Source organism: Pseudohaliea sp. (assembly GCF_054552115.1).
In genome coordinates, this window is sequence record NZ_JBTOLW010000030.1 from 22,355 (window position 1) to 42,644 (window position 20,290).

General features: G+C 70.4%; 17 protein-coding genes. 10 read left to right on the forward strand and 7 right to left on the reverse strand.

The window, feature by feature from the left end:
- Positions 1 to 40 precede the first annotated feature (40 nt).
- The gene (locus ACX93N_RS13380) at positions 41 to 1,513 is read right to left on the reverse strand and encodes an FAD-binding domain-containing protein (RefSeq protein WP_459428935.1); all 1,473 of its coding nucleotides are present in this window, start codon (positions 1,511 to 1,513) and stop codon (positions 41 to 43) included.
- The gene (locus ACX93N_RS13385) at positions 1,510 to 2,463 is read right to left on the reverse strand and encodes a GIY-YIG nuclease family protein (RefSeq protein WP_459428936.1); all 954 of its coding nucleotides are present in this window, start codon (positions 2,461 to 2,463) and stop codon (positions 1,510 to 1,512) included. Before ACX93N_RS13385 ends, ACX93N_RS13380 begins: the two co-directional genes overlap by 4 nt.
- Before the next feature lie 135 nt (positions 2,464 to 2,598).
- On the opposite strand from ACX93N_RS13385, the gene ACX93N_RS13390 reads away from it, so the two are divergent.
- On the forward strand, positions 2,599 to 2,913 hold the full coding sequence (locus ACX93N_RS13390) for a DUF6482 family protein (protein WP_459428937.1): 315 nt from the start codon (positions 2,599 to 2,601) through the stop codon (positions 2,911 to 2,913).
- Here ACX93N_RS13390 and ACX93N_RS13395 read toward each other — a convergent pair.
- Entirely contained in the window at positions 2,910 to 3,440 is a 531-nt protein-coding gene (locus ACX93N_RS13395; RefSeq protein ID WP_459428938.1) for a retropepsin-like aspartic protease family protein, read from the reverse strand. The genes ACX93N_RS13390 and ACX93N_RS13395 overlap by 4 nt on opposite strands.
- A 217-nt stretch (positions 3,441 to 3,657) precedes the next feature.
- Between ACX93N_RS13395 and ACX93N_RS13400 the strand changes: the two genes are divergently transcribed.
- From ACX93N_RS13400 to ACX93N_RS13420, 5 genes are read left to right on the forward strand one after another with little or no spacing between them, the layout of a single operon-like run.
- Positions 3,658 to 5,955 carry a glycerol-3-phosphate 1-O-acyltransferase gene (locus ACX93N_RS13400; RefSeq protein ID WP_459428939.1) on the forward strand — a complete coding sequence of 766 codons (2,298 nt, stop codon included), beginning with the start codon at positions 3,658 to 3,660 and terminating at the stop codon, positions 5,953 to 5,955.
- A gap of 13 nt (positions 5,956 to 5,968) precedes the next feature.
- Entirely contained in the window at positions 5,969 to 7,561 is a 1,593-nt protein-coding gene (locus ACX93N_RS13405; RefSeq protein ID WP_459428940.1) for a WS/DGAT/MGAT family O-acyltransferase, read from the forward strand.
- Positions 7,558 to 9,282, forward strand: a complete 1,725-nt coding sequence (locus ACX93N_RS13410) for a 2-oxoacid:acceptor oxidoreductase subunit alpha (protein ID WP_459428941.1) — start codon at positions 7,558 to 7,560, stop codon at positions 9,280 to 9,282. Before ACX93N_RS13405 ends, ACX93N_RS13410 begins: the two co-directional genes overlap by 4 nt.
- Positions 9,275 to 10,099, forward strand: coding sequence for a thiamine pyrophosphate-dependent enzyme (locus tag ACX93N_RS13415; protein WP_459428942.1), 825 nt, complete (start codon positions 9,275 to 9,277; stop codon positions 10,097 to 10,099). Before ACX93N_RS13410 ends, ACX93N_RS13415 begins: the two co-directional genes overlap by 8 nt.
- The gene (locus tag ACX93N_RS13420) at positions 10,096 to 10,611 is read left to right on the forward strand and encodes a ferritin-like domain-containing protein (protein ID WP_459428943.1); all 516 of its coding nucleotides are present in this window, start codon (positions 10,096 to 10,098) and stop codon (positions 10,609 to 10,611) included. Before ACX93N_RS13415 ends, ACX93N_RS13420 begins: the two co-directional genes overlap by 4 nt.
- A 6-nt stretch (positions 10,612 to 10,617) precedes the next feature.
- On the opposite strand, the gene ACX93N_RS13425 is transcribed toward ACX93N_RS13420, so the two are convergent.
- The 4 genes from ACX93N_RS13425 to ACX93N_RS13440 are packed head-to-tail and all read right to left on the reverse strand — an operon-like array spanning position 10,618 to position 14,428.
- A complete protein-coding gene (locus ACX93N_RS13425) occupies positions 10,618 to 11,418 on the reverse strand; it encodes an enoyl-CoA hydratase/isomerase family protein (protein ID WP_459428944.1) in 801 nt (266 codons plus the stop codon).
- The gene (gene meaB / locus ACX93N_RS13430; protein WP_459428945.1) at positions 11,415 to 12,389 is read right to left on the reverse strand and encodes a methylmalonyl Co-A mutase-associated GTPase MeaB; all 975 of its coding nucleotides are present in this window, start codon (positions 12,387 to 12,389) and stop codon (positions 11,415 to 11,417) included. The genes ACX93N_RS13425 and meaB overlap by 4 nt, the downstream gene beginning before the upstream one ends.
- Positions 12,390 to 12,397: 8 nt before the next feature.
- The gene (locus ACX93N_RS13435) at positions 12,398 to 12,778 is read right to left on the reverse strand and encodes a cobalamin B12-binding domain-containing protein (protein ID WP_459428946.1); all 381 of its coding nucleotides are present in this window, start codon (positions 12,776 to 12,778) and stop codon (positions 12,398 to 12,400) included.
- Between the two features lie 15 nt (positions 12,779 to 12,793).
- Positions 12,794 to 14,428, reverse strand: coding sequence for a methylmalonyl-CoA mutase family protein (locus tag ACX93N_RS13440; protein ID WP_459428947.1), 1,635 nt, complete (start codon positions 14,426 to 14,428; stop codon positions 12,794 to 12,796).
- Between the two features lie 155 nt (positions 14,429 to 14,583).
- Between ACX93N_RS13440 and ACX93N_RS13445 the strand changes: the two genes are divergently transcribed.
- From ACX93N_RS13445 to ACX93N_RS13460, 4 genes are read left to right on the forward strand one after another with little or no spacing between them, the layout of a single operon-like run.
- On the forward strand, positions 14,584 to 15,765 hold the full coding sequence (locus tag ACX93N_RS13445) for an iron-containing alcohol dehydrogenase (protein WP_459428948.1): 1,182 nt from the start codon (positions 14,584 to 14,586) through the stop codon (positions 15,763 to 15,765).
- Positions 15,762 to 16,406 (forward strand): TetR/AcrR family transcriptional regulator, encoded by a 645-nt coding sequence (locus ACX93N_RS13450; RefSeq protein ID WP_459428949.1) that lies wholly within the window; start codon positions 15,762 to 15,764, stop codon positions 16,404 to 16,406. Before ACX93N_RS13445 ends, ACX93N_RS13450 begins: the two co-directional genes overlap by 4 nt.
- Before the next feature lie 23 nt (positions 16,407 to 16,429).
- Positions 16,430 to 18,046 carry an AMP-binding protein gene (locus ACX93N_RS13455; protein ID WP_459428950.1) on the forward strand — a complete coding sequence of 539 codons (1,617 nt, stop codon included), beginning with the start codon at positions 16,430 to 16,432 and terminating at the stop codon, positions 18,044 to 18,046.
- A 46-nt stretch (positions 18,047 to 18,092) separates the two neighbouring features.
- Entirely contained in the window at positions 18,093 to 20,285 is a 2,193-nt protein-coding gene (locus tag ACX93N_RS13460) for a TonB-dependent receptor (protein ID WP_459428951.1), read from the forward strand.
- Positions 20,286 to 20,290: the final 5 nt, after the last annotated feature.

The window sequence follows — 20,290 nt, forward strand, 5'->3', positions numbered from 1 at the left end:
GCACCATGGTAGTCCCCTGGGCCCGGCGGCGCACGGCGGCCTAACGGGGCGCCGCGTTACCGTGAAAGCGCCGCTCCACGTGCCGGTCGAGGATGCGCTCGCGCTCGGCGCGTACCCGGGGGTCCTGCTTCAGGGCCCAGAGTGTCTCTCGCGCCCGTCGCTGTGCGGCGACGGGGTCCACCACGGGCGCGGGGTAGGCGTCCGCCGCGTAGAGAGCCTGTTCCATGGGCGTCAGCGCCCAGGGGGTGTGCACCAGCGGCGCCGGCACCTCCGCGAGTTCGGGCACCCAGCGGCGGATGAACTCGCCCTCCGGGTCCTGTTCTTTCGACTGCTTCACCGGGTTGTAGATACGGATGGTGTTGATGCCGGTGACCCCTGCCTGCATCTGCAGCTGGGCGTAATGGATACCGGGCTCGAAGTCGAGAAACAGCGCGCCCAGGTGCGCGGCCCCGGCGCGCCAGTCCTGCCAGAGGTGGTGGCAGAGGAAACTCACCAGCATGGCCCGCGAGCGGAAATTGATGTAGCCGGTGGCGGCGAGGCAGCGCATGCTCGCGTCGATGAGCGGCAGGCCCGTGCGCCCCTCGCGCCAGGCGGCGAGGAGCGTCTCGTCGCGGCCCCGCGGATGGGCGAGGTAGCCGCGGTTGAGGTCTTCGTGCTCCATGCGGCACTCCATTTCGAATTTCTGGATGAAGTGGCAGTGCCAGTGCAGGCGCGACTCGAAGGCCGCCAGGGGACGGCTCCAGCCCGGTTCCCGACGCCGCCGCTCTAGGGCCTGGAAGACCTGGCGCACGCTCAGGTTGCCCCAGGCCAGGTAGGGCGACAGGCGGGAACAGCTGCGGCGGCTCGCCGCCGGTTTCGAGATGTCGAGCTGGTAGCGCCCTGCCCGCTGCTCGAGGAAGCTGACCAGGGTGCGCCGCGCAGCGGCCTCGCCCCCACGCTGGAACAGCGTAGCTTTCTGCTGCCAGGCCGCGGGCGGATCGAAGGCCAGCGGGGCCAGCGCGTCGAGGGCCGCCCGCGGCGGTGCGCGATAGGCGTCCCAGGCGGGGGTGGCCAGGGGCGCGCGCATGGTCTCTCCCCAGCGCCGGTTCCAGCCGCCCCGCTGCGACAGGCCCCGCGTCACGCCGTTGCAGGGGGTCTCCAACCAGCGGATGCCCTCGGCGTCACAGAAGCGCGCCACGGCCCGGTCGCGCGCGAAGGTCACGGCGAGGCCGGTCTCTTCGTGGGAATGCAGCGTGGCGATGCCCACGGCGTCATGCACGCAGCGCAGCACCTCGACGGCGTCGCCCCGGACCGCGAGCAGCGGCGCGTCCCGGTCCGCCAGCTGGCTGCGCAGGTCGTCGAGAGACTGCCAGATAAAGCGCCAGTGCCGTTCCGAGTAGTGCGGGTCGGCAAGGAGAATGGGCTCGACAATGTAGAGAAGCAGCAGCGGACGGCCGCCGGCCAGGGCCGTTGCGAGCGGGGCATGGTCCGCAAGGCGCAGATCGCGCTTGAACCAGAGCACGTCGATGCTCATACGGTCCCGGTCACTCCCCGGCGCTCGCCCCGGTCCTGGCCCAGGAAGGGGTTGCCGACGGCCTCGCCGGTCCCGGCGGCGTGCAGGTCCAGGCCGCCCCGCCGCAGCGCCCGGAGCAGGATGTAATAGGCGTCCCGGTCGACTGCACCGGGCGGCGCCCCGGCCGCGCGGCGGGCGCTGCCCCGGCGCGTAAAACTGCCCTGGTAGCTCCAGTCGCGCACGGCGTGCCACTGGCACCGGGGCTGGCCGGGGAGCGGCCGGGACACGCGTTCCTCGAGGAGGATGGCCCCGTCGAAGGGCCACGCGGCCAGGCGCTGGCCTTCGAGAGCGGCGCGCAGGCGGTCGTTATGCGCCGTGGCGGTCTCTTCGCCCGCGCAGGCACCGTTGCAGCGGCGCAGCTGGTACTGGAAACAGGGGCCGCGCCCGCCCTCGAGGCCGAGGACCCGCGCGCAGAGGCCCTCGCGTCGCGCCAGCCGGCGCAGCCGCTCCTCCGCAAGCTGCTCGCTGTGGTAGAGGCCGAGGGGGGCGCTGGCCAGCACCTCGCCCTCGGGGAAGCAGGTGGGTCGGGGCTGCAGGAAGCCGCCGCGGCCGGGCGTCAGCTGCAGGGTCCACAGGCGGCGCGGCCGCCGCTGCCGGCGGTTGTAGAGCGGCAGCTCCGCCTTGATGGCAGCGTTCTCGCGCAACAGGGCACCCAGCTCGCCCGCGCAGGGCTCGCAGTCGATGCGTTCGAGCGCGTGCAGCATGCGCTGCTCTCGACCGGGTACCCGCGCCGCCCGCAGGTGGCTGGCGACGCGGCTGCGCAGGTTGACACTCTTGCCCACGTACAGGAGCGACCCCGCCCGGTCGAAGAAGCGGTAGATGCCCGCGCAGGCGGGGAGGTCCTCGGCGCCGGCGCCGGCCAGGGGCCGGCCCCGGCGCGTCAGGCGGATGGTGGCTGGTGGCGACTCCATGACGCCATGATCACGGAGCGCGCCGGCGCCGCCCAGCGCCGTTCAGGTTCTGTCCCGCCTGCTTCGGCCGGGCGCGCGGCGCCCGTGTAAACTGGGGCGTGTTGTCCTTATCGTCGTGGAGTAGTCGCGTTGAAGATGACCGTGGAAGAAGCCAGGCGCACCGGCATCGGGCGGCTGATCGTGGAATCCGTCGACCTGAGCCTGTACATCGCCAGCGCCGAGCTCGGCGGCGAGCGGATCATCCTGGCGCGCGAGGATGGCAGCATCCTGAAGACGCGCAACCTGCAGGCGATGAAGGAACTATTGGCGCCGCTGGCGGACTGGCCCTCGGTGCTGCGTCAGCGCAGCGCCTACGACGAGATGTGCGGTCAGTCCTGGGCAGCGGCGGACAATACGCTGGAAGTGCCTCTCGATGTGCGCGGCCAGCCCGCGCCGCGCCGGGAGCACTAACCCGTCGGGTACTGGCGCAGCGTGAGCGTGTCGCCGCGCTGGGTGAACTCGATGTGGCGCAGGAAGGACATGCCCAGGAGGACCTCCCGGGTGCGCAGGCCGGTGGCGACGCCGGCCTCGACATTGCTGAGCTCGATGTCGCCGATGCTGACGCTGTCGAGGCGTGTGGCGTAGCTGGTGCTGTTGCCGTTCGCGGTGCGGGTGACGAAGGCCCGCCCGCGGGGGAGCTGCAGCTGCTCCGCCAGGTGCGCCGGGATCGCGACCCCTGTGGCGCCGGTATCGACCAGGAAAACGACCGGCTGCCCGTTGATTGCCCCGCTGGTCACGTAGTGGCCCTGCCGGTTGCGCGCCAGCACGACCTCGCGGACCCCGTCGCCCGTGACGGTAGTTGCCACCTGCTGGTTCGGGTTGTGCTGGCGCTCGATAAGGCCGGTGAAATACCAGGTGAGCATGCCCAGGATCAGGATCCAGGCGATGACCTGCATGCCGAGCCCCAGGCGCCGCTGTTCGTTGACGGGATCTGTCATGGTCCTGTTAAGAGTCCGCTGCCCCTCGCCGGTTCCGTTGCCGTTATCACGCTCTGCCCTTGCTACGTTGCCCGCGCAGGGCGGACCACCCGGCGCCGCCCCTGCACCCCGGGGGGTGAGGCCGCGGATTGGCGGCCCGGCAAGCCGTGATACCATCCGGAGCGTATTCCGTCACCCCGCGGCTGTGCCGGTAACAGCGCGTAAGGAAGCGTAAGCGATGGGCTCGAACCCCTGGCAGTCCCTGCGTGAAGGCCGCGCCATCGTCATCATCGATGCTGCCCACCGCGTGGAGCGGCGCCTGCTGGACCGCTGGCTGGAAGAGCGACTCGCGGAGCAGGGCTGCCAGGCGGCTATCGAGCGCGTGGTCATGCGCATCGCGCGGCGCCCCGAGCATCTCGACGCTATCCCCCTGGAACCGCTCCTCGGCGACAGCGCCGACGACGTGGTGGTGCTGCCCGTGCGGGTGGTCTGGCGCAGCTCCCTGCACGCCAAGACCACGCGGCCGCGGCCCCGGGACCTGCTCTTCGGCAACCCCCGCCGTCCGGGAACCTGGCGCGCGCGGCGCATCCTCGCCCAGCACCCGGACCGCGCCGTCTGCATCGCCGGCGAGCCGGCAACCCTCGGCGATCTGCGCGAGCGCCTCGTGCAGCGGGACGGCGCTGCCCCCGGGCCGCGGCAGCTCGCCGAGTTCATCGCCGCGCAGGCGGGCCTGGCCCTCGATATCGCTGAACGGCGCCTCCAGGGCAGCCGCTACAAGGTGCCCCGGCGTGTGGCGCAGAACCTGCAGGCGAACCCGCGCTTCCGGGCGGCCCTCGCAGAGCTCAGCGAGGAAACGGGCAGGCCCGTCGCGCAGCTGCGCCAGGAGTCCGAGGTGATCATGCGCGAGCTGGTGGCGCGGCCGGCGCCGTTCTGGCTGGACGTGATGGCGCAGCTCAATCACCTCATCATGTCCCTCGGCTACGACACGGAGGTCGTCATCGACCGCGAGGGCCTGGAGCGGATCCGTCAGCTGGTGCGCGAGAACCCGGCGGCGCTGCTGTGGACGCACAAGACCCACGTCGACGGCTTCGCCGTCAACTCCATGCTCTTCGACAACGACTTTCCCAACCCGCACATCCTCGGCGGGGTGAACATGGCCTTCGCCGGGCTGGGCTTTCTCGCCCGCCGCGCCGGTGCCATCTTCATCCGCCGCAGCTTCAAGGGCGACCCGCTCTACAAGCTCGTGCTGCGCCATTACATCGGGTACCTGATGGACAAGCGGTTCCCGCTGAGCTGGGCCTTCGAGGGTACGCGCTCCCGGGTCGGCAAGCTCATGCCGCCGCGTTACGGCCTGCTCAAGTACGTCATGGAGGCCGCCCACGCCACCGACGCGCGCAACCTGCACATCATCCCCATCGCCATCAACTACGACCTGATCGGTGATGTGCGCGACTACGCGGTCGAGCAGGCCGGTGCGACCAAGCAGCCGGAGAGCCTGCGCTGGTTCATCGGTTACCTGCGCGGCCTGCGCCAGCCCATGGGCCAGATCTATTTCGACTTCGGTGAGCCCGTGGTGCTGCCGGCGGTACCGTCCGTGGAGGACGAGCGCGAGCTGCAGAAGGTCGCCTTCCGCGTCGGCCTCGAGGTCAACCGGGTCACCCCGATCACGCTCCCGGCGCTCTTGTGCATGGTGCTGCTCGGCGCCGCGCCGCGGGCGCTGACCAGCGACGAGCTGCTCGCGGAGCTGCGTGCGCTCGTGGCCTGGGCGCGGCAGCGCCGGATTCGTCTCGCCAGCCACCTGGACCTCGACGACGAGGCGCCGCTGGACCTCATCGTCGACAGGATGATCGCCAACGGCGTGCTCACGCGCTACGACGACGGCCCGGAGCGGGTCTATGCCATCGCCGGCGAGCAGCACGGCGTGGCCGGCTACTACCGCAATACCATCGCCCACTTCTTCGTGGACAAGGCCATCGCCGAGCTCGCACTCATGCGCATGGCCTTCCGCAAGCTCATCGGCCGGGACGCGTTCTGGTCCGAGGCGGAGCGGCTCCGGGACTTCTTCAAGTTCGAGTTCTTCTACGCGCCGCGGGAGGAATTCCGGGTGAACATTGCCGGCGAGCTCGCGCGCTACCGGCCGGACTGGGAGGCGCGGCTGGAGGAGGCGGGCGGCGCCGGCGAGGTGCTCGACGGTTTCCGTCCGCTGGTCGCGCACAGCACCATGCTGCCCTACATCGAGGCCTACCGGGTGGTGGCGGACGTACTCGCCCGCCAGCCCCGGGATGTCGCCCTGGAAGAGCGCGATTGCGTGCAGCAGAGCCTCGCCTACGGTCGCCAGGCCTACCTGCAGCGGCGCATCAGCTCCGAGGCCTCCATCGGCAAGCTGCTGTTCTCCAACGGCTACAAGTTGCTGGCCAACTTCGGCCTCACCGAGGCCGGTGACAGCGCCCGCGGCGAGGCGCGCCTCGCCCTCGCGCAGGAATTCCGTACCCTGCAGCGGCGCGTGGAGCGCATCCGCGCCGCCGCATTGCCCTGAGGAGGTGCCTGCCATGCAGCAGTTGAGCGCCCAGGATGCCCAGTTCCTCTACCTGGAAACGGCGCACAACCTGACCCACGTCACCGCCGTATCCATCTATGACCCGAGCACGGTGCCCGGCGGGCGCACCGTGCGCTTCAAGGACATCCTCGCCCACGTGGAAGCGCGGCTGCGCTCCAACCCGTTGTTCACGCAGCGGCTGCTGCGCCTGCCCCTGGAGATCGACTACCCCTGGTGGGTGGAGGACGAGTACTTCGACCTCGAGTACCACGTCAGCCACGGCCGGCTGCCGGAACCCGGGGACTGGCGCCAGTTCTGCATCCACCTCGCCCGTTACCATTCGCGACCCCTGGACATGAACCGGCCGCCCTGGGAGATGTACGTGGTCGAGGGGCTGGACCACGTACCCGGGCTGCCTGCGGGCAGCTACGCGATCGCCACCAAGGTGCACCACGCGGCCGGTGACGGCACGTCCCTGACCCGCTTCTTCGCCAGCCTCGCCGATGCCGACCCCGACGGCACGCCGGCCGTGCCGCCGGAGGAGCCTCCCGAGCAGCCCCATGGGACACCGTCGGTCGTGACGCTCGCCCGCCGCGCCGTGGGCAACAACCTGCGTTCGCCGCTGCGGCTCGCCGGCGGCGTGCTGCGGGCGGCACCGGGCCTGCTGCGCAGCGCGGAGGAGTCGGTCCTGCGCCGCGGCGCCGCGGCCGACAAGGACCGGGTGGCGGTGCCGCCCACGCGCTTCAATGTGCCCGTGTCACCGCACAAGGCCTTCGGCGCCTGCTTCGCGCCCCTGGACCAGCTGCGCGCGGTGCGCGAGCAGGTGCCCGGCGCGACGGTGAACGACGTGGTGCTCGCGGTCTGCGCTGGCGCCCTGCGCCGCTACCTGGAGCACCACGGGGAGCTGCCCCGGGAGCCGCTGGTGGCCTGGGTACCGGTGAATGCGCGGGCGCGCGACGGTGACGACGGCGCCGGCTCGGGCAACAACATCACCGCCATGACCACGCGTATCTTCACGGACGAGAAGGATCCTGTGAAGCGCCTGCGCAAGATTCACCGCGCCACGGTGCGAAGCAAGGCGGCCCGCGCCGGGGTCTCGGCGCGGGTCATGACGGACCTGACCCGGCATGTGCCGGCCGCCACCCAGCTGCTGGCGAGCCGGCTCCTGCTCACCAGCGGTGTGGCCGCGCGGCTCTGCAACCTGTTCATCTCCAACGTGCCCGGGCCCCAGGTGCCCCTGTACATGAACGGCGCCCGCGCCGTGCACAGCCTGGGGCTCGCGCCGCTGGCCGACGGCATGGGGCTGTTCATAGCCACCCCGAGCTACAACGGCGAGATCGGTTTCAATGTCATCTCGACCCGGGAGATCCTGCCGGACATGGATGTCTTCATGCGCTGCCTCGAGGACTCGCTGGCGGAGTACCGGGACCTGCCGGCGCCCGGGCGCAAGGCCCGCAAGGCGCCGGCGCGCAAGGGCACGGCGAGGCGGAAAAAGGCGGCGCCCGCGCGCAAGGCCGCCGCCGGGAAGCGGATGCCCGCCAGCAAGCGAAAGCCCGCGGAGAAGAAAGCGGCGCCGCGGCGCAAGGGCGGGAAGAAGGCGTCGTGAGCCGCACGCTCGCCATCGCCCTCTGCGGGTCCGGCGGCGCCGGTGTCGTGGCCTGCGGCGAGCTGCTGCTCCGCGGCTGGGCGCGCGCCGGTGGCCTGGGCTTCCTGCGCAAGGCCTTCGGCCCGCAGATCCGCGGCGGTGAGTCGGCGGCGCTGCTCTGTCTCGGCGAGGACGAGACCTACCTGCCCACGGCAGCCATGGACCTGCTGGTCGCCCTGGACTGGAACCAGTTCGCCCGTTTCGAGGACGAGATCGTCCTCGGCCCGCAGAGCATTGTGCTCTGCCCGGACGACGAGGAGCCGCCCGCGGGCGTGCAGGCAAGCGGTGCCACGGTGCTGGCGCTGCCGCTGGCGTCCGCCGTGGCCGGGGCGCACCCGGAGGGGCGCCGCAACATGTTCGCCCTCGGGCTCCTCGGCCAGCTCCTAGGGCTCGATGCCGAAGCACTGGCGGCGCTGGCCTCGGCGCGCCTGGCGGGCAAGGCGCAGGCCTACCGCGACGCCGCGGCGGCCTGCATCGATGCCGGCGCGGGCTGGCCCCTGGCCGTGACCGTGGATGCCCCGTCCCGGCCGGGCGGCGAGCGCTGGCTGCTCACGGGCAACCAGGCAGCCGGCTACGGCGCCCTCGAGGCCGGGGTCCGTTTCGTCGCCGCCTACCCGATCACGCCGGCCTCCGATGTCCTCGAGTACCTGGCCGGCGCGCTGGAGACGCTGGGCGGTCAGCTGGTCCAGGCCGAGGACGAGCTGGCGGCGGTGAACATGGTCCTGGGGGCTGCCTTCGGCGGCGTGGATGCCTTCACGGCCACCTCCGGTCCGGGCCTGGCCCTGATGACGGAGAGCCTGGGGCTTGCGGTCGCCAGCGAGACGCCGCTCACGGTCCTCAACGTGATGCGCGGCGGGCCCTCCACGGGTATTCCCACGAAGAGCGAGCAGGGCGATCTCGATATCGCCCTGCACGGGCTTCACGGCGACGCGCCGCACCTGGTTCTCGCCGCTCTCGACATTGCCGACTGTGCGTTTACCACCAGCTGGGCCGTGGCCCTCGCCCGGCAGCTGCAGACGCCCGCGCTGGTGCTGTCGGACCAGTTTCTCGGCCAGTCCCTGGCTGTCGTTTCGCCGCCTGACCTGCCCGCTGCGCCGCCCGGGGCGACGGCAGAGGGGGCAGAAGCGGCAGAGGAAGCCGGCGAGTACCTGCGCTACCGCCTCACGGCGTCGGGCGTGTCGGCGCTGGCCCTCCCCGGTGACCCGGGCCTGCGCTTCACCGCCGACGGCCTCGAGCACAACGAGCGCGGTGCGCCGTCGACGGTGGCCCGGGATCACGCGGCCCAGCTCGACAAGCGGGCACGCAAGCTGACGTCCCTCGACCCCGGTCCATACTGGGGCACGGTCGACGGCGAAGGCGAGCTGGCGCTGGTGGCCTTCGGCTCTGCGAGCGCAGCCGCCCGCGCGGCTGCGGCGCAGCTCCGGGCCGGCGGCACGGCCTGCCGCGTCATCTGCCTGCGGCTGCTCGCGCCGCTGCCGGCGGCGGCCCTGGGCGACGCCCTCGCCGGCTGCCGCCGCGTCCTGGTCGTGGAACAGAATCACTCGGCGCAGTGCTGGCGGCACCTGCGCGCCAACCTGGGCGACGTCCCGGTGCCGGCCGAAAGCTACGCCCGGCCCGGGCCCGCGCCCCTCGACCCCGCGGCGATCGCCGCGATCCTTGCGGAGGAACCGGTCCATGGCTGAAGCGGCCCTGCGCCCGAAGGACTACAAGTCGGGGCTGAAACCGATCTGGTGCCCGGGCTGCGGGCACTATGCCGTACTCAACGGCCTGGTGAAGGCGCTCGCCGCGCTGGGCTTGGACCGGGACCGGGTGGCCCTGGTCTCGGGCATCGGCTGCTCCTCGCGCCTGCCCGCCTACGTCGACAGCTACGGCTTTCACGGGGTTCACGGCCGCGGCCTGGCGGTGGCGCAGGGGCTCGCGGTCGCCCGCCCGGACCTCGCGGTCATCGCCCTCGGCGGCGACGGCGACGGCTTTTCCATCGGCGGCAACCACTTCATTCACGCCTGCCGGCGCAACGTCGACATCACCTACATCGCCATGGACAACGAGGTCTACGGCATGACCAAGGGGCAGGCCTCCCCGACCACGCCCATGGACTGGGATCACAGCAAGCTCACCCCGCACGGCCCGGGTATCCGCCCCTTCAAGCCCGCCGCTCTGGCGCTCGCCGCCGGCGCGCCGTGGATCGCCCGTGGCTACTCGGGCAACCCCAACCAGCTGGCGAAGCTCCTCGCCGCGGCCCTGGAGCACCGCGGCTTCAGCTTCCTGCACGTGCTCAGCCAGTGCATCACCTACTGCCCGGAGCAGACGGACTGGAAGGCGATCGTCAGCGAGCGCGACGATGCGCCCGCTGCTCACGCCGATGCCGCGGCGCAACTGTTCCTGGCGGAGGACGGCTTCGCGACCGGCCTGCTCTACGCGGAGCCGCGCACGCCCTGGCCGCCGGCGGCGCCCGCCGCGGCGGCGGATCCGCGCCTGGAGGAGGCCTTCGCGCCATGACGGTCGCGTCCGCGGAACTGCTTCATTTCCTCGCACACGCCTGCGAGCTGGAACAGGAGGCCCACGACCGCTACACGGAGCTCGCCGACGCGCTGGCGGCCCACAACAACGGCGAGGTGGCGGCCTTTTTCCGGGCCATGGCCGAGGAGGCCAGCCGGCACCTGGCGGAGGTGAGCCTGCTGGCGTCGGGCCTGCCGCTGCCCGCGCTGAAGGCCTGGGAATACGACTGGCCTGGCGCCGAGGCGCCGGAAACGGCCAGCCACGAGGCGGCGCACTACCGCATGACCCTGCGCGAGGCGATGGAACTGGCGCTGGCGCAGGAGCGCTCTGCCGGCGCCTTTTACCGTGAGAGCGCCGACCGGGCTGTCGAGGACGATACCCGCCGGCTGGCCAGCGAATTCGCGGACGAGGAGGCGGAGCACGCCGAGCGCCTCGCGCTGCGGCTGCAGGAGTTGCCGGCGGTGAGCGAGCTGGCCCGGGAGGACGATGACCCGCCGCACCTGCCTGAGTAGCTGCCGTCAGCGGTCGTGGAATTCGGGCGGTCGCTTCTCCACGAAGGCCCGCGCCGCCTCGGCGGCATCCTCGGAGAGGGCGAGAAGGGACTGGTGCCGGTCCTCCATGGCCATGGCGGCCTCGAGCCCCTGCGCATCCAGGGCGTGGTTCAGCGCCTCCTTGGTGAGGCGCAGCCCCATGGGCGTCGCCGCGAGCATTTCGTCCACGTAGGGGCTGGCGGCGGCCTCCAGTTCCGCATCCGGTACCACCGCCGAGACGAAGCCGGTGGCCAGCGCGCGCTCCGCCCCGAGGAAGCGGCCGGTGAGGAGAAGCTCCGAGGCCAGCGAGCTGCCCACGAGCCGCGGCAGGAAATAGCTCGAGCCCATGTCACAGCCGGTGAGGCCGATGCGCAGGTAGGCGGCGTTCATGCGCGCGCTCTCGCCGGCGATGCGGATGTCCGCGGCCATGAGCAGGCTGAAGCCGCCGCCGCAGGCAGCGCCCTGCGCGAGGGCGACGATCGGTTGCGGGCAGCGGCGCATGGCCGGGCAGATGCGCGCGATGCGCCGCTGGATGGCCCAGATGGCGTTCGGACCCCGCTCCGGCGGGTTGAAGCCCGGGTCGGTGAGGTCGAGGCCCGTGCAGAAATGGCGGCCCCCGGCGCGCAGCACCACCACCCGCGTGGCCGGGCGGTCGCGCAGGCCCTCGAAATAGTCGACCAGGGCATCGACCAGCGCCGGGTCGAGGGCGTTGCCGCTCGCCGGCCGGTTCAGCGTGAGCCAGTCCACCGCGCCGCGGTGGTCGATAAGCAGGGGTTCGTCAGGGGTCATGGGCTGTCTTGCTCCGGTTCACGGCTCAGGAGGTCGGCCACGAGACGGCGGGCCGCGCTGTCGATATCGAGCTCGCGGCGGGTCACGGCGCCGGCGAGGGCCTCGCCCGCCGGGCCGGCGAGCTGCCCTTCCAGGGCCTGCTCCAGCCGAGCGCGGGCCAGGTCGCGCAGCTCGCTGGCGGCGCGCGCCTGGCGGCGCCGTTCCAGCTCGCCGGAGGCCGTGGCCTGCTCCCGGTGGGCGGCGATGGCTGCGCGCAGCGCGTCGAGGCCCGTACCCTCCGTGGCCACGGTCTCGACGATGGCCGGGCGCCGGGCCGGGGCGGTGGCCGCGATGGCCGCCTCGAGGTCGCGGCGCGTGCTCTCGAGGCCCGCCCGGTCCGCCTTGTTGATGACGAAGATATCGGCGATTTCCATCAGGCCCGCCTTGTTGGCCTGCATCTCGTCCCCCCAGCCGGGGTTGAGGACCACGAGGACCGTGTCCGTGGCGCCGGCCACGTCGAGCTCGGCCTGGCCCACGCCCACCGTTTCGATGAGTACGAGGGGCCAGCCGCAGGCCTCGAGAACGCGGCGGGCCGTGCAGGTCGCCATGGCCAGGCCGCCCAGGTGCCCGCGGGATGCCATGGAGCGGATGAACACGTCGGCGTTGCCGAGGTGCGGTTGCAGGCGCACCCGGTCGCCGAGGATGGCGCCGCGGGTGAGGGGCGAGGAGGGGTCGACGGCGAGGAGGGCGACCCGCTCGCCGCCCGCCTGCAGTTCCGTGGTGAGGGCGCTGGCGAGGGTGGATTTGCCGGCACCGGGCGCGCCGGTGATCCCGACGCTGTAGCTGTCGCCCGGGCAGGGCAGCAGAGCCGCCTCCAGCTCGGCGGCGGCGTCACCGCCGCGCTCGGCGATGGAAATCAGGCGGGCGAGGGCAGCGCGGCTGCCGCCGACGGCCTCGGCGACCCGTGCCGCTACCGCGTCCACCCCGGCCACGGCCGGTGTCAGTCGAGGCCGGTGAGGCGTCGCGCGGCGCCGACGATGTCGGGCAGCTGCGAGCCGGGCGGATAGACCTCGACGCCGAGGCCCTCCAGCCGGCGCTTCGCGTGCGGCGGCACCACGCCACCGCAGAAAATCGGCAGGTCGGGCCGCTCGTCCTTGAGGGCGTTCACCGCCCGCACGGCGACGTCGACGTGGCCACCGATGTTGAGGCCGACCAGGTCCACGTCCTCGTCGATGCTCGCCTGCACGACCTCTTCGGGCCGGGCCATGCCGATCATGATCACCTCGAAGCCCGCATCCCGGAGCGCCCGGGCGACGATCGTCGGTCCGCGCCAGTGCCCGTCCAGGCCCGTCTTCGCCATGAGAATACGCTTGCCGCTCATTGTCTTGTCCCCGCCTCAGGTCTGGATGGGCGTTGCCCAGTCGCCGAAGACGTCGCGCCAGACGTCGCCGATCTCGCCGAGGGTGACCTCCGCCTCGAGCGCATCCATCATCGCCGGCATGATGTTGTCGCTGCTGCGGCAGACGCGCTCCAGCTGGCGCAGGGCGTCCGCGGCGCCGGCCTCGTGGCGGGTGCGGCGGACCTCCTGCAGGCGTTCGAGGGCCACGTCGAAGGCGTCGTCGACCCCCATGAAGCCGTCGACCTCGTAGGGGGAGACGTCGTCCGTGTGCGCCGTGACGCCGACGATGACCTGCTCGCCCGTCTCCTGGGCCATGAATTCCCGGTGCTGGTTCGCGCCCGCCTTCTCGTGCAGCCAGCCGGAATCGAGGCTGGCCAGGAAGCCGCCCTGCGCCTGGATTTCCTCGAAGAAGCCCCAGGCCTTCTCGACCAGCTCCGCGGTGAGGGACTCGATGTACCAGGACCCGCCGAGGGGGTCGGTCACCGCCGTGACGTTGGTCTCTTCCTGCAGGATCTGCTGGATGCGCACCGACATCTGGTGCGCGTGCTCGCTGGGGATGGAAAGGGCCTCATCGTAGCCGGAGACCCCCAGGGACTGCACGCCACCGAGTGCGCCGGCCAGGGCCATCACGGTACCGCGGACGATGTTGTTCAGGGGCTGCTGGTAGGTCATGCGCGAGCCCGCGGTGACGCAGTGGATGCGCAGGTTGGCCACCTTCGCGTCGGTGATGGCGTAGCGCTCGGCGAGCAGCTGCTGCCACATGAGCCGCGCCGCCCGCAGCTTGCTCGCCTCCTCGAAGAGGTCCATGGACATGCGGAAGCTGACCCCGCCGCAGCCGCGCGCGGCGCGCGCGATGGGCATGGTGCCGCGGCGCTGGATCTCGTCGAGGTACTCGACCGCGTTGGCGAACAGCGCCCCCAGTTCCTGCCAGGCATTGAGGCCCGTATCCGCCGCGTTATAGCCGGCGATGGAGACGGGGACCCAGCGCGGCAGGTGGCGGTCACAGAACTCCATGATGTCCGCGTTGAAGCGCAGGCCCACATCGGTGGGCACCTGCTGCTTGGTGACGCAGCCGAGGTAGGTCAGGAAATAGTCGCTCTGCCCCGTGCCCGGCAGCCGGTCCAGCGCCACGCCCCGGCGCTTCGCCACGGTCCAGTAGCCGGCGAGGGCAAAGGGAGCGTGCTGCACCACCGCCCCGCCGGCGTGCGCATAGCTCGTCTCGATGGGCAGGTCCTTCATGCAGATGTCGATATCGCGGACGCTCTGCATCACCGCGCCGGTGAGGCCGACATCCTCGCGCCGCGCGACCACCTCCGGATGATCGACGTTGTAGCAGTGGTCCCCGGTGTTGCGGTCGTGCTCCATGATGAAGCCGGTTTCGCCCTGCTCGAGCAGGAACTTGATGCGGGCGTTCTCGTCCTCGGGCTTGCCGAAGCCCGAGAGCTGGAAAATCCGCCAGGGCTTGGTGCGGTAACCGGTGGGGTAGGCGCCCCGGTGGAAGGGCGGTTCCCCGGGACCCGCGGCGAGGCGCTCGCGGTGTTGCGCCGGCACATCCTCGTCCCGGTAGAAGGGCTTGAGCGGGATGCCCGAGGCGCTCGTCCAGGGCTTTCCGTCGTTGTTCTTATCATTCATGGCGCGGTCTTTCATGCGGGATATACCTGCAGCAATGTAAACCCCGCACGGCCGTTTGTCTACCGGCGAGAACTTTTGCTTGACGACCAGTAAAAAAACCTTACCCTTAACCGAAACGCGTCAACACAGAATAATGCCAGCGCGAGGAAGATCCCATGACGCCATCGAGTGTCCTCCTGACCGCCACCGAGAAGGTCTATCTCGGCGAGCGTGCCGCCACGGCCGTCGCCGCGGAGGCCGAGCGCCTCGGCAGCGAGCGCGTGTTCCTGCTGGTCAGCCGCACCCTCAACCGCGAGACGGAGGAGATCGAGCAGATCCGCGCAGCCCTGGGCCCGCGGTTGGCGGGCTGCTGGGACGGCATGCCGCCGCACGCGCCGCGCAGCGCCGTGCTCGCCGCGGCAGAGGCCGCGCGCAAGGCCGATGCGGACCTCATCGTCACGGTCGGCGGCGGCTCGGTGACCGACGCCGGCAAGATCATCAGCATCTGCCTGAAGCACGATCTGCGCGAGCACGACGATCTCGAGCCCTTCCACGTTTACGTCGACGATGCGGGCGAGGTGATCAAGCCGGCGTTCGAGGGCCCGGACGTGCGCGTCATCACCTGCCCGACCACGCTCTCCGGCGGCGAGTTCAACCCGCTTTCCGGGGCGACGGACGAGAAGATCCAGCACAAGCAGGGCTACGAGCACCGGCTCATGGCGCCGGTCGCCATCGTCCTCGATCCGGCGCTGACGGTGCACACCCCGGAGTGGCTCTGGCTGTCCACGGGGGTTCGTGCCCTGGATCACGCGCTGGAGACGCTCGGTTCCCTGGCGTCCAACTACTTCTGTGATGGCATGGCCGACTCGGCCCTCCGCCTTCTGGTCGAGGGCCTGCCGGCGGTGAAGGCCGACCCGAGCGACCTGGACGCGCGCCTCAAGTGCCAGGTCGGGGCCTGGCAGTCCATGATCCCCATCATCGCCGGAGTGCCCATGGGTCTGTCCCACGCCATCGGCCACATTCTCGGCGGTACCTGTGACGTGCCCCACGGCTATTGCTCCTGCGTGATGGCACCTTCCGTGCTGGCCTGGAACGAGCCCGCCAACGGCGGGCGGCAGCGGCGCATCAGCGCCTGCTTCGGCGAGGCCGAGCGGCCTGCCAGCGAGCTCGCGGACGCGTTCATCCGCGGCCTCGGCATGCCGCGCTCCCTGGCGGAGGTCGGGGTGGGACGCGAGCAGTTCCCCCGGGTCGCAGAGTACACGATGCAGGATTTCTGGGCCCGCACCAATCCGCGGGCGATCGAGCGGGCGGAAGACGTGCTGCCCGTGCTCGACCTCGCCGCCGGAGAGGCCCGGTGACGGCAGCGCGTTCCGGCAACAACCTCAAGGCGGAGCTGGCCCAGTTCAAGCGCCGGCGGATCCGCGAGGAGGCGAGCCATCTTTTCTACCGGCAGGGCTACGAGGGCACGACCATCGACGCCATTGCCGACAAGCTGCAGGTCACCAAGCCGTTCATCTACAGCTATTACAAGAACAAGGGCGAGATCCTCCATGACATCGCCCGGGTCGGCATCACCCTCTCCCTCGAAGCCCTCGAGCGCTGCCTGGCCATTCCAGGCTCGTCCTGGGACCAGCTCAAGCTGGTCGTGGACGAGGTGACGCGCATCATCGTGCAGAACCAGGAATACATCGTCGTCTACCAGCGCGAGGAGAAGAATCTCGAGCCGGAGCAGGCGCGGGCAATCCGGGAGCAGCGTTCCGCCTTCGACCACCGTCTCGCCGAGGTCCTCGCCAGCGGCGATGCGGTCGGCGAGTTCCGGGTGCAGGACCCGGCGCTGACCGCGACCACCATCGGCGGCATGATGAGCTGGGTGGCCCTGTGGTACCAGCCGGGGGGGCACTGGTCCGAGGCCGAGATCATCACCCACATCATTCGCAGCGTTGAGCGCCTGGTGGCGGTGCGTGGCCGCCAGGAAGCACCGCCCGCGCAGCGCCCCTGAACCAGGATACCGGGAGGACAGCCATGACCGACTCGACCTGCACCGACCCCCGCGTCCCCGCCCGCGATGCCTGCGTGGTCCGGGATCTCATAGAGCGCTGGGCGCGGGAGCAGCCCGACGCCGTCTACGCCGTCTTCGAAAACGGTGAGCAGTGGACCTATGCGGCGCTGAAGGAACGGGTGCAAACGGTAGCCGCGGGGCTCGCGGCCCGGGGGGTCGCGCAGGGTGACCACGTGGCCGTGTGGCTCTTCGGGGGCCGTGAGGGCATTCTCAGCTTCTTCGCCATCAACTACCTGGGCGCGGTCTTCGTGCCCTTCAACACGGCCTACAAGGGCAAGCTCCTCGCCCACGTGCTCGACAATTCCGATGCGCGACTGCTCATCGCCCACGGCGACCTGGTCGAGCGCCTCGACGACGTGGACACGGCTTCTATCGAGCGGGTGGTGCACGTGGGCCCCGCGGCCGCGATCCGCCTGCCGCTGGAGCCCTTCGAGGCCCTGCAGACCGCGGACGGGTCCTGCCCGCCGCTGGAGCGCCCGATCGAGCCCTGGGATACGCAGTCGATCATCTACACCTCGGGCACCACGGGTCCGTCCAAGGGCGTGCTGTCTTCCTATCTGCACATCTACACGAACGCGGGGCCCGAGACCTGGCACTTCGTGCGCGGAGACGACCGCTTTCTCATCAACATGCCGCTGTTCCATATCGGCGGCATGGGCATCATCTTCGTGATGCTCGCGCGCGGCGGCTCGATCGCGGTGATGGAGAATTTCAGTACCGACGGTTTCTGGCCCTTCGTGCGCGAGACGAAAACGAGCTGCGCCTTTCTGCTCGGGGTGATGGCGACCTTCCTGCTCAAGGCGCCGCCCTCGCCGGCGGACCGGGACCACAGCCTCCGCCTCGCCTTCATGGTGCCGTTCACGGAGACGGCGCTGGAAATGCACGAGCGCTTCGGCATCGACGTGTACACGATCTTCAACATGACGGAGATCTCCTCGCCCATCGTCTCCGAGCCGAACCCCCGGAAGCGGGGCACCTGCGGCAGGAAGCGCGACGGTGTCGAGGTGCGCCTGGTGGACGAGAACGATTGCGAGGTGCCGGTCGGCGAGATCGGCGAGATGCTCGTGCGCACGGACCGGCCCTGGGGCATGAACCACGGCTATTACAAGAACCCCGAGGCGACCGCCGCCGCGTGGCGCAACGGCTGGTTCCACACCGGCGACTGTTTCCGCCAGGACGAGGAGGGCTTTTTCTACTTCGTCGACCGGCGCAAGGACGCCATCCGCCGCCGCGGCGAGAACATCTCCTCCTTCGAGGTCGAGGCCGAGGTGGTGGCCTACCCGGCGGTGCGCGAGGCGGCGGCCTACGGGGTGCCCAGCGAGGTCGGGGAAGACGACGTCATGGTGGCCGTGGCGCCGGTCGAGGGGCAGACCATCGACCCCGCCCAACTCCTCAGCTTCCTCGCGGACAACATGGCCTACTTCATGGTGCCGCGCTACATCCGCGTCCTTCCGGAACTGCCCAAGACACCGTCGGCGAAGGTGCAGAAGCACCTGCTCCGCGGCGAGGGCGTCACGGACGACAGCTGGGACCGGGAGGCCCACGGCTTCACGCTGAAAAGAGAGAAGCTGAAGGCCTGAAGCAAACGACTCACAACTACCGCAATAGCAAGACGGGATAATCATTATGAAAACCGCAACTGCACTTTCAGCCGGGCTCCTCGCCGCTCTCGGGCTCACCGGCCCTGCCGCCGCCCAGGACGTACTGGAGGAGGTCGTGGTCACGGCCACCAAGCGCAGCACCAGCCTGCAGGACATCGCCGGCGGGGCGAGCGTCATCGGCGGCGAGGATGTGGGCCCCGGAGGCATCGAGAATGTCCGCGACATGGCGGCGGCCGTGCCCAACCTTTCCATCGGCGACCAGTTCGGTTTCGCCCGGGTCTTCATGCGCGGCATCGGCATGACCAGCATTGACATCGGTGGCGAGGGCTCCGTGTCCTTCCTGCAGGACGGCGCGATCATCCCGCGCCCCGCGGCGCAGCTGGTGGGCATGTTCGACCTCGAGCAGGTCGAGGTGCTGCGGGGGCCGCAGGGCACCCTCTACGGCCGCGGCGCGACCGCCGGCGCCATCAACCTGGTGACCGCGAAGCCGGGCGACGAGCTCGGCGGCTACCTCACGGCGACCGGCGGCAACTACGGCCTCATGACCTTCCAGGGCGCCGTGGACCTGCCCCTGGGCGATGCCTGGGCGCTGCGCCTCGCCACCAAGATCGAGGAGCGCGACGGCTATGGCGAGAATCTCTTCAGTGGCGAGGACGTGGACGACCGCAGCGCCCAGGCCTACCGCGGCACCCTGGCCTATGACGGTGACGGCGCGGTGAGCGGAGCGCTGTCTTTCCAGTACTATGAGGAGGATGACCGCAACTTCGCCTTCCACTATTTCGGCCCCTCGCAGGGGACCGCCGGGGGCGTCCCGCCGGCCGTGCCGGTGCTCGGGGGGCAGACGGTTTTCGATGTCGGCGGCGATTTCTACGACATCAACTCCGATCAGGAGGCGCTCAACGAGCGCGACGGCTACCTGGCCAACCTGCTGCTGGACTTCGAACTCAGCGACCGCATGAGCCTGCGCTCGGTCACCTCCCTGCAGGACCTGGACCGCTTCCTGCGCGACGACCTGGACTCCACCGACGCGGACCTCTTCGGCCGCAACGACTACACCGAACAGAGCGAGTCCTTCGGCCAGGAGTTCACCCTCAACGTCGACGGCGACCGCATGGACCTGCTGGCGGGTGTCATGTACTTCGAGGAGGAGCTCTACGGGCAGGTGCTGGTGCCGCTGAACAACGTCTGCTTCCTGCTCGCCCCCGCGCTCTGTGGCACGCCGGTCGGGGATGCGCTCAACAGTGGCCGCTATGAGCAGAACGGCGATGTGGACATCACTGCCTACGCGGCCTACGCCGAGGTCACCTGGGATCTCTCCGATGCCCTGACCCTGATCGCCGGCGTGCGCTACAACTACGAGGAACGCGAGGGCACGGGCACCTTCCGCTTCGACGCGGCGGGCCTTGACGTGAACACGGACCAGGACGCGGACTGGGATGACATCACCCCGCGGATCACGCTCCAGTACCGGCCGACGGACGAGCTCATGCTCTACGCCACCTACAACCAGGCCTTCAAGTCCGGGGTGATCAACACGGGGAGCGTCAGCCCGCCGCTCGATCCGGAGACGGTCGACGCCTGGGAGGTGGGGCTCAAGGGCGGCAGCGCCGACGGCGCCCTGAGCTATTCGCTCATCGGCTTCTGGTACGACTACCAGGACCTGCAGATCTCCTTCGTGGACGAGACCAGCACGGTGACCACGGTGAATGCCGCCGAGGCGGAGAACTACGGTCTCGAGCTGGAACTGGCCGGCGAACTCGGCGGCGGCTTCAGCGCCGACTTCTACGGCACCTATCTCTCCGCCGAGTACAAGGAGTTTTTCAACGGCGACTACGCGAACGGTTTCGAAATCGCCGATCTCTCCGGCAACACGCTGCCGAACGCACCGGAGTACACGGCGCGCCTCGGCATCAACTACGAGACCGAGGCCGCCGGCGGCCTGCTGCGCGTGCGCGGCGAGGCCTACTGGCAGGACGAGATCTTCTTCACCGAGTGGAACCGGGCCGACGCCTACCAGGACAGCTACACGCTGCTGAACGCGAGCATCGACTACGCGCCGCCCGGCGGGGACTGGCTGCTCTCGCTCTGGGGACGCAACCTCGGCGATGAGGAGATCATCTCCAACAACATCATCACGGCGCCGCTGTACAACTCGCTTCGCGTCGGCTCGATGATGCCGCCGCGGACCTACGGGGTCACGGCGTCCTTCAGCTTCTGAGCCGC

Coding starts and splice junctions, on each gene's coding strand:
- ACX93N_RS13460 (WP_459428951.1), top strand. CDS start 18,093: ATGAAAACCGCAACTGCACTTTCAGCCGGGCTCCTCGCCGCTCTCGGG.
- ACX93N_RS13395 (WP_459428938.1), bottom strand. CDS start 3,440: ATGACAGATCCCGTCAACGAACAGCGGCGCCTGGGGCTCGGCATGCAG.
- ACX93N_RS13380 (WP_459428935.1), bottom strand. CDS start 1,513: ATGAGCATCGACGTGCTCTGGTTCAAGCGCGATCTGCGCCTTGCGGAC.
- ACX93N_RS13400 (WP_459428939.1), top strand. CDS start 3,658: ATGGGCTCGAACCCCTGGCAGTCCCTGCGTGAAGGCCGCGCCATCGTC.
- ACX93N_RS13445 (WP_459428948.1), top strand. CDS start 14,584: ATGACGCCATCGAGTGTCCTCCTGACCGCCACCGAGAAGGTCTATCTC.
- ACX93N_RS13420 (WP_459428943.1), top strand. CDS start 10,096: ATGACGGTCGCGTCCGCGGAACTGCTTCATTTCCTCGCACACGCCTGC.
- ACX93N_RS13415 (WP_459428942.1), top strand. CDS start 9,275: ATGGCTGAAGCGGCCCTGCGCCCGAAGGACTACAAGTCGGGGCTGAAA.
- ACX93N_RS13440 (WP_459428947.1), bottom strand. CDS start 14,428: ATGAATGATAAGAACAACGACGGAAAGCCCTGGACGAGCGCCTCGGGC.
- ACX93N_RS13385 (WP_459428936.1), bottom strand. CDS start 2,463: ATGGAGTCGCCACCAGCCACCATCCGCCTGACGCGCCGGGGCCGGCCC.
- ACX93N_RS13435 (WP_459428946.1), bottom strand. CDS start 12,778: ATGAGCGGCAAGCGTATTCTCATGGCGAAGACGGGCCTGGACGGGCAC.
- ACX93N_RS13455 (WP_459428950.1), top strand. CDS start 16,430: ATGACCGACTCGACCTGCACCGACCCCCGCGTCCCCGCCCGCGATGCC.
- ACX93N_RS13390 (WP_459428937.1), top strand. CDS start 2,599: ATGACCGTGGAAGAAGCCAGGCGCACCGGCATCGGGCGGCTGATCGTG.
- ACX93N_RS13425 (WP_459428944.1), bottom strand. CDS start 11,418: ATGACCCCTGACGAACCCCTGCTTATCGACCACCGCGGCGCGGTGGAC.
- ACX93N_RS13405 (WP_459428940.1), top strand. CDS start 5,969: ATGCAGCAGTTGAGCGCCCAGGATGCCCAGTTCCTCTACCTGGAAACG.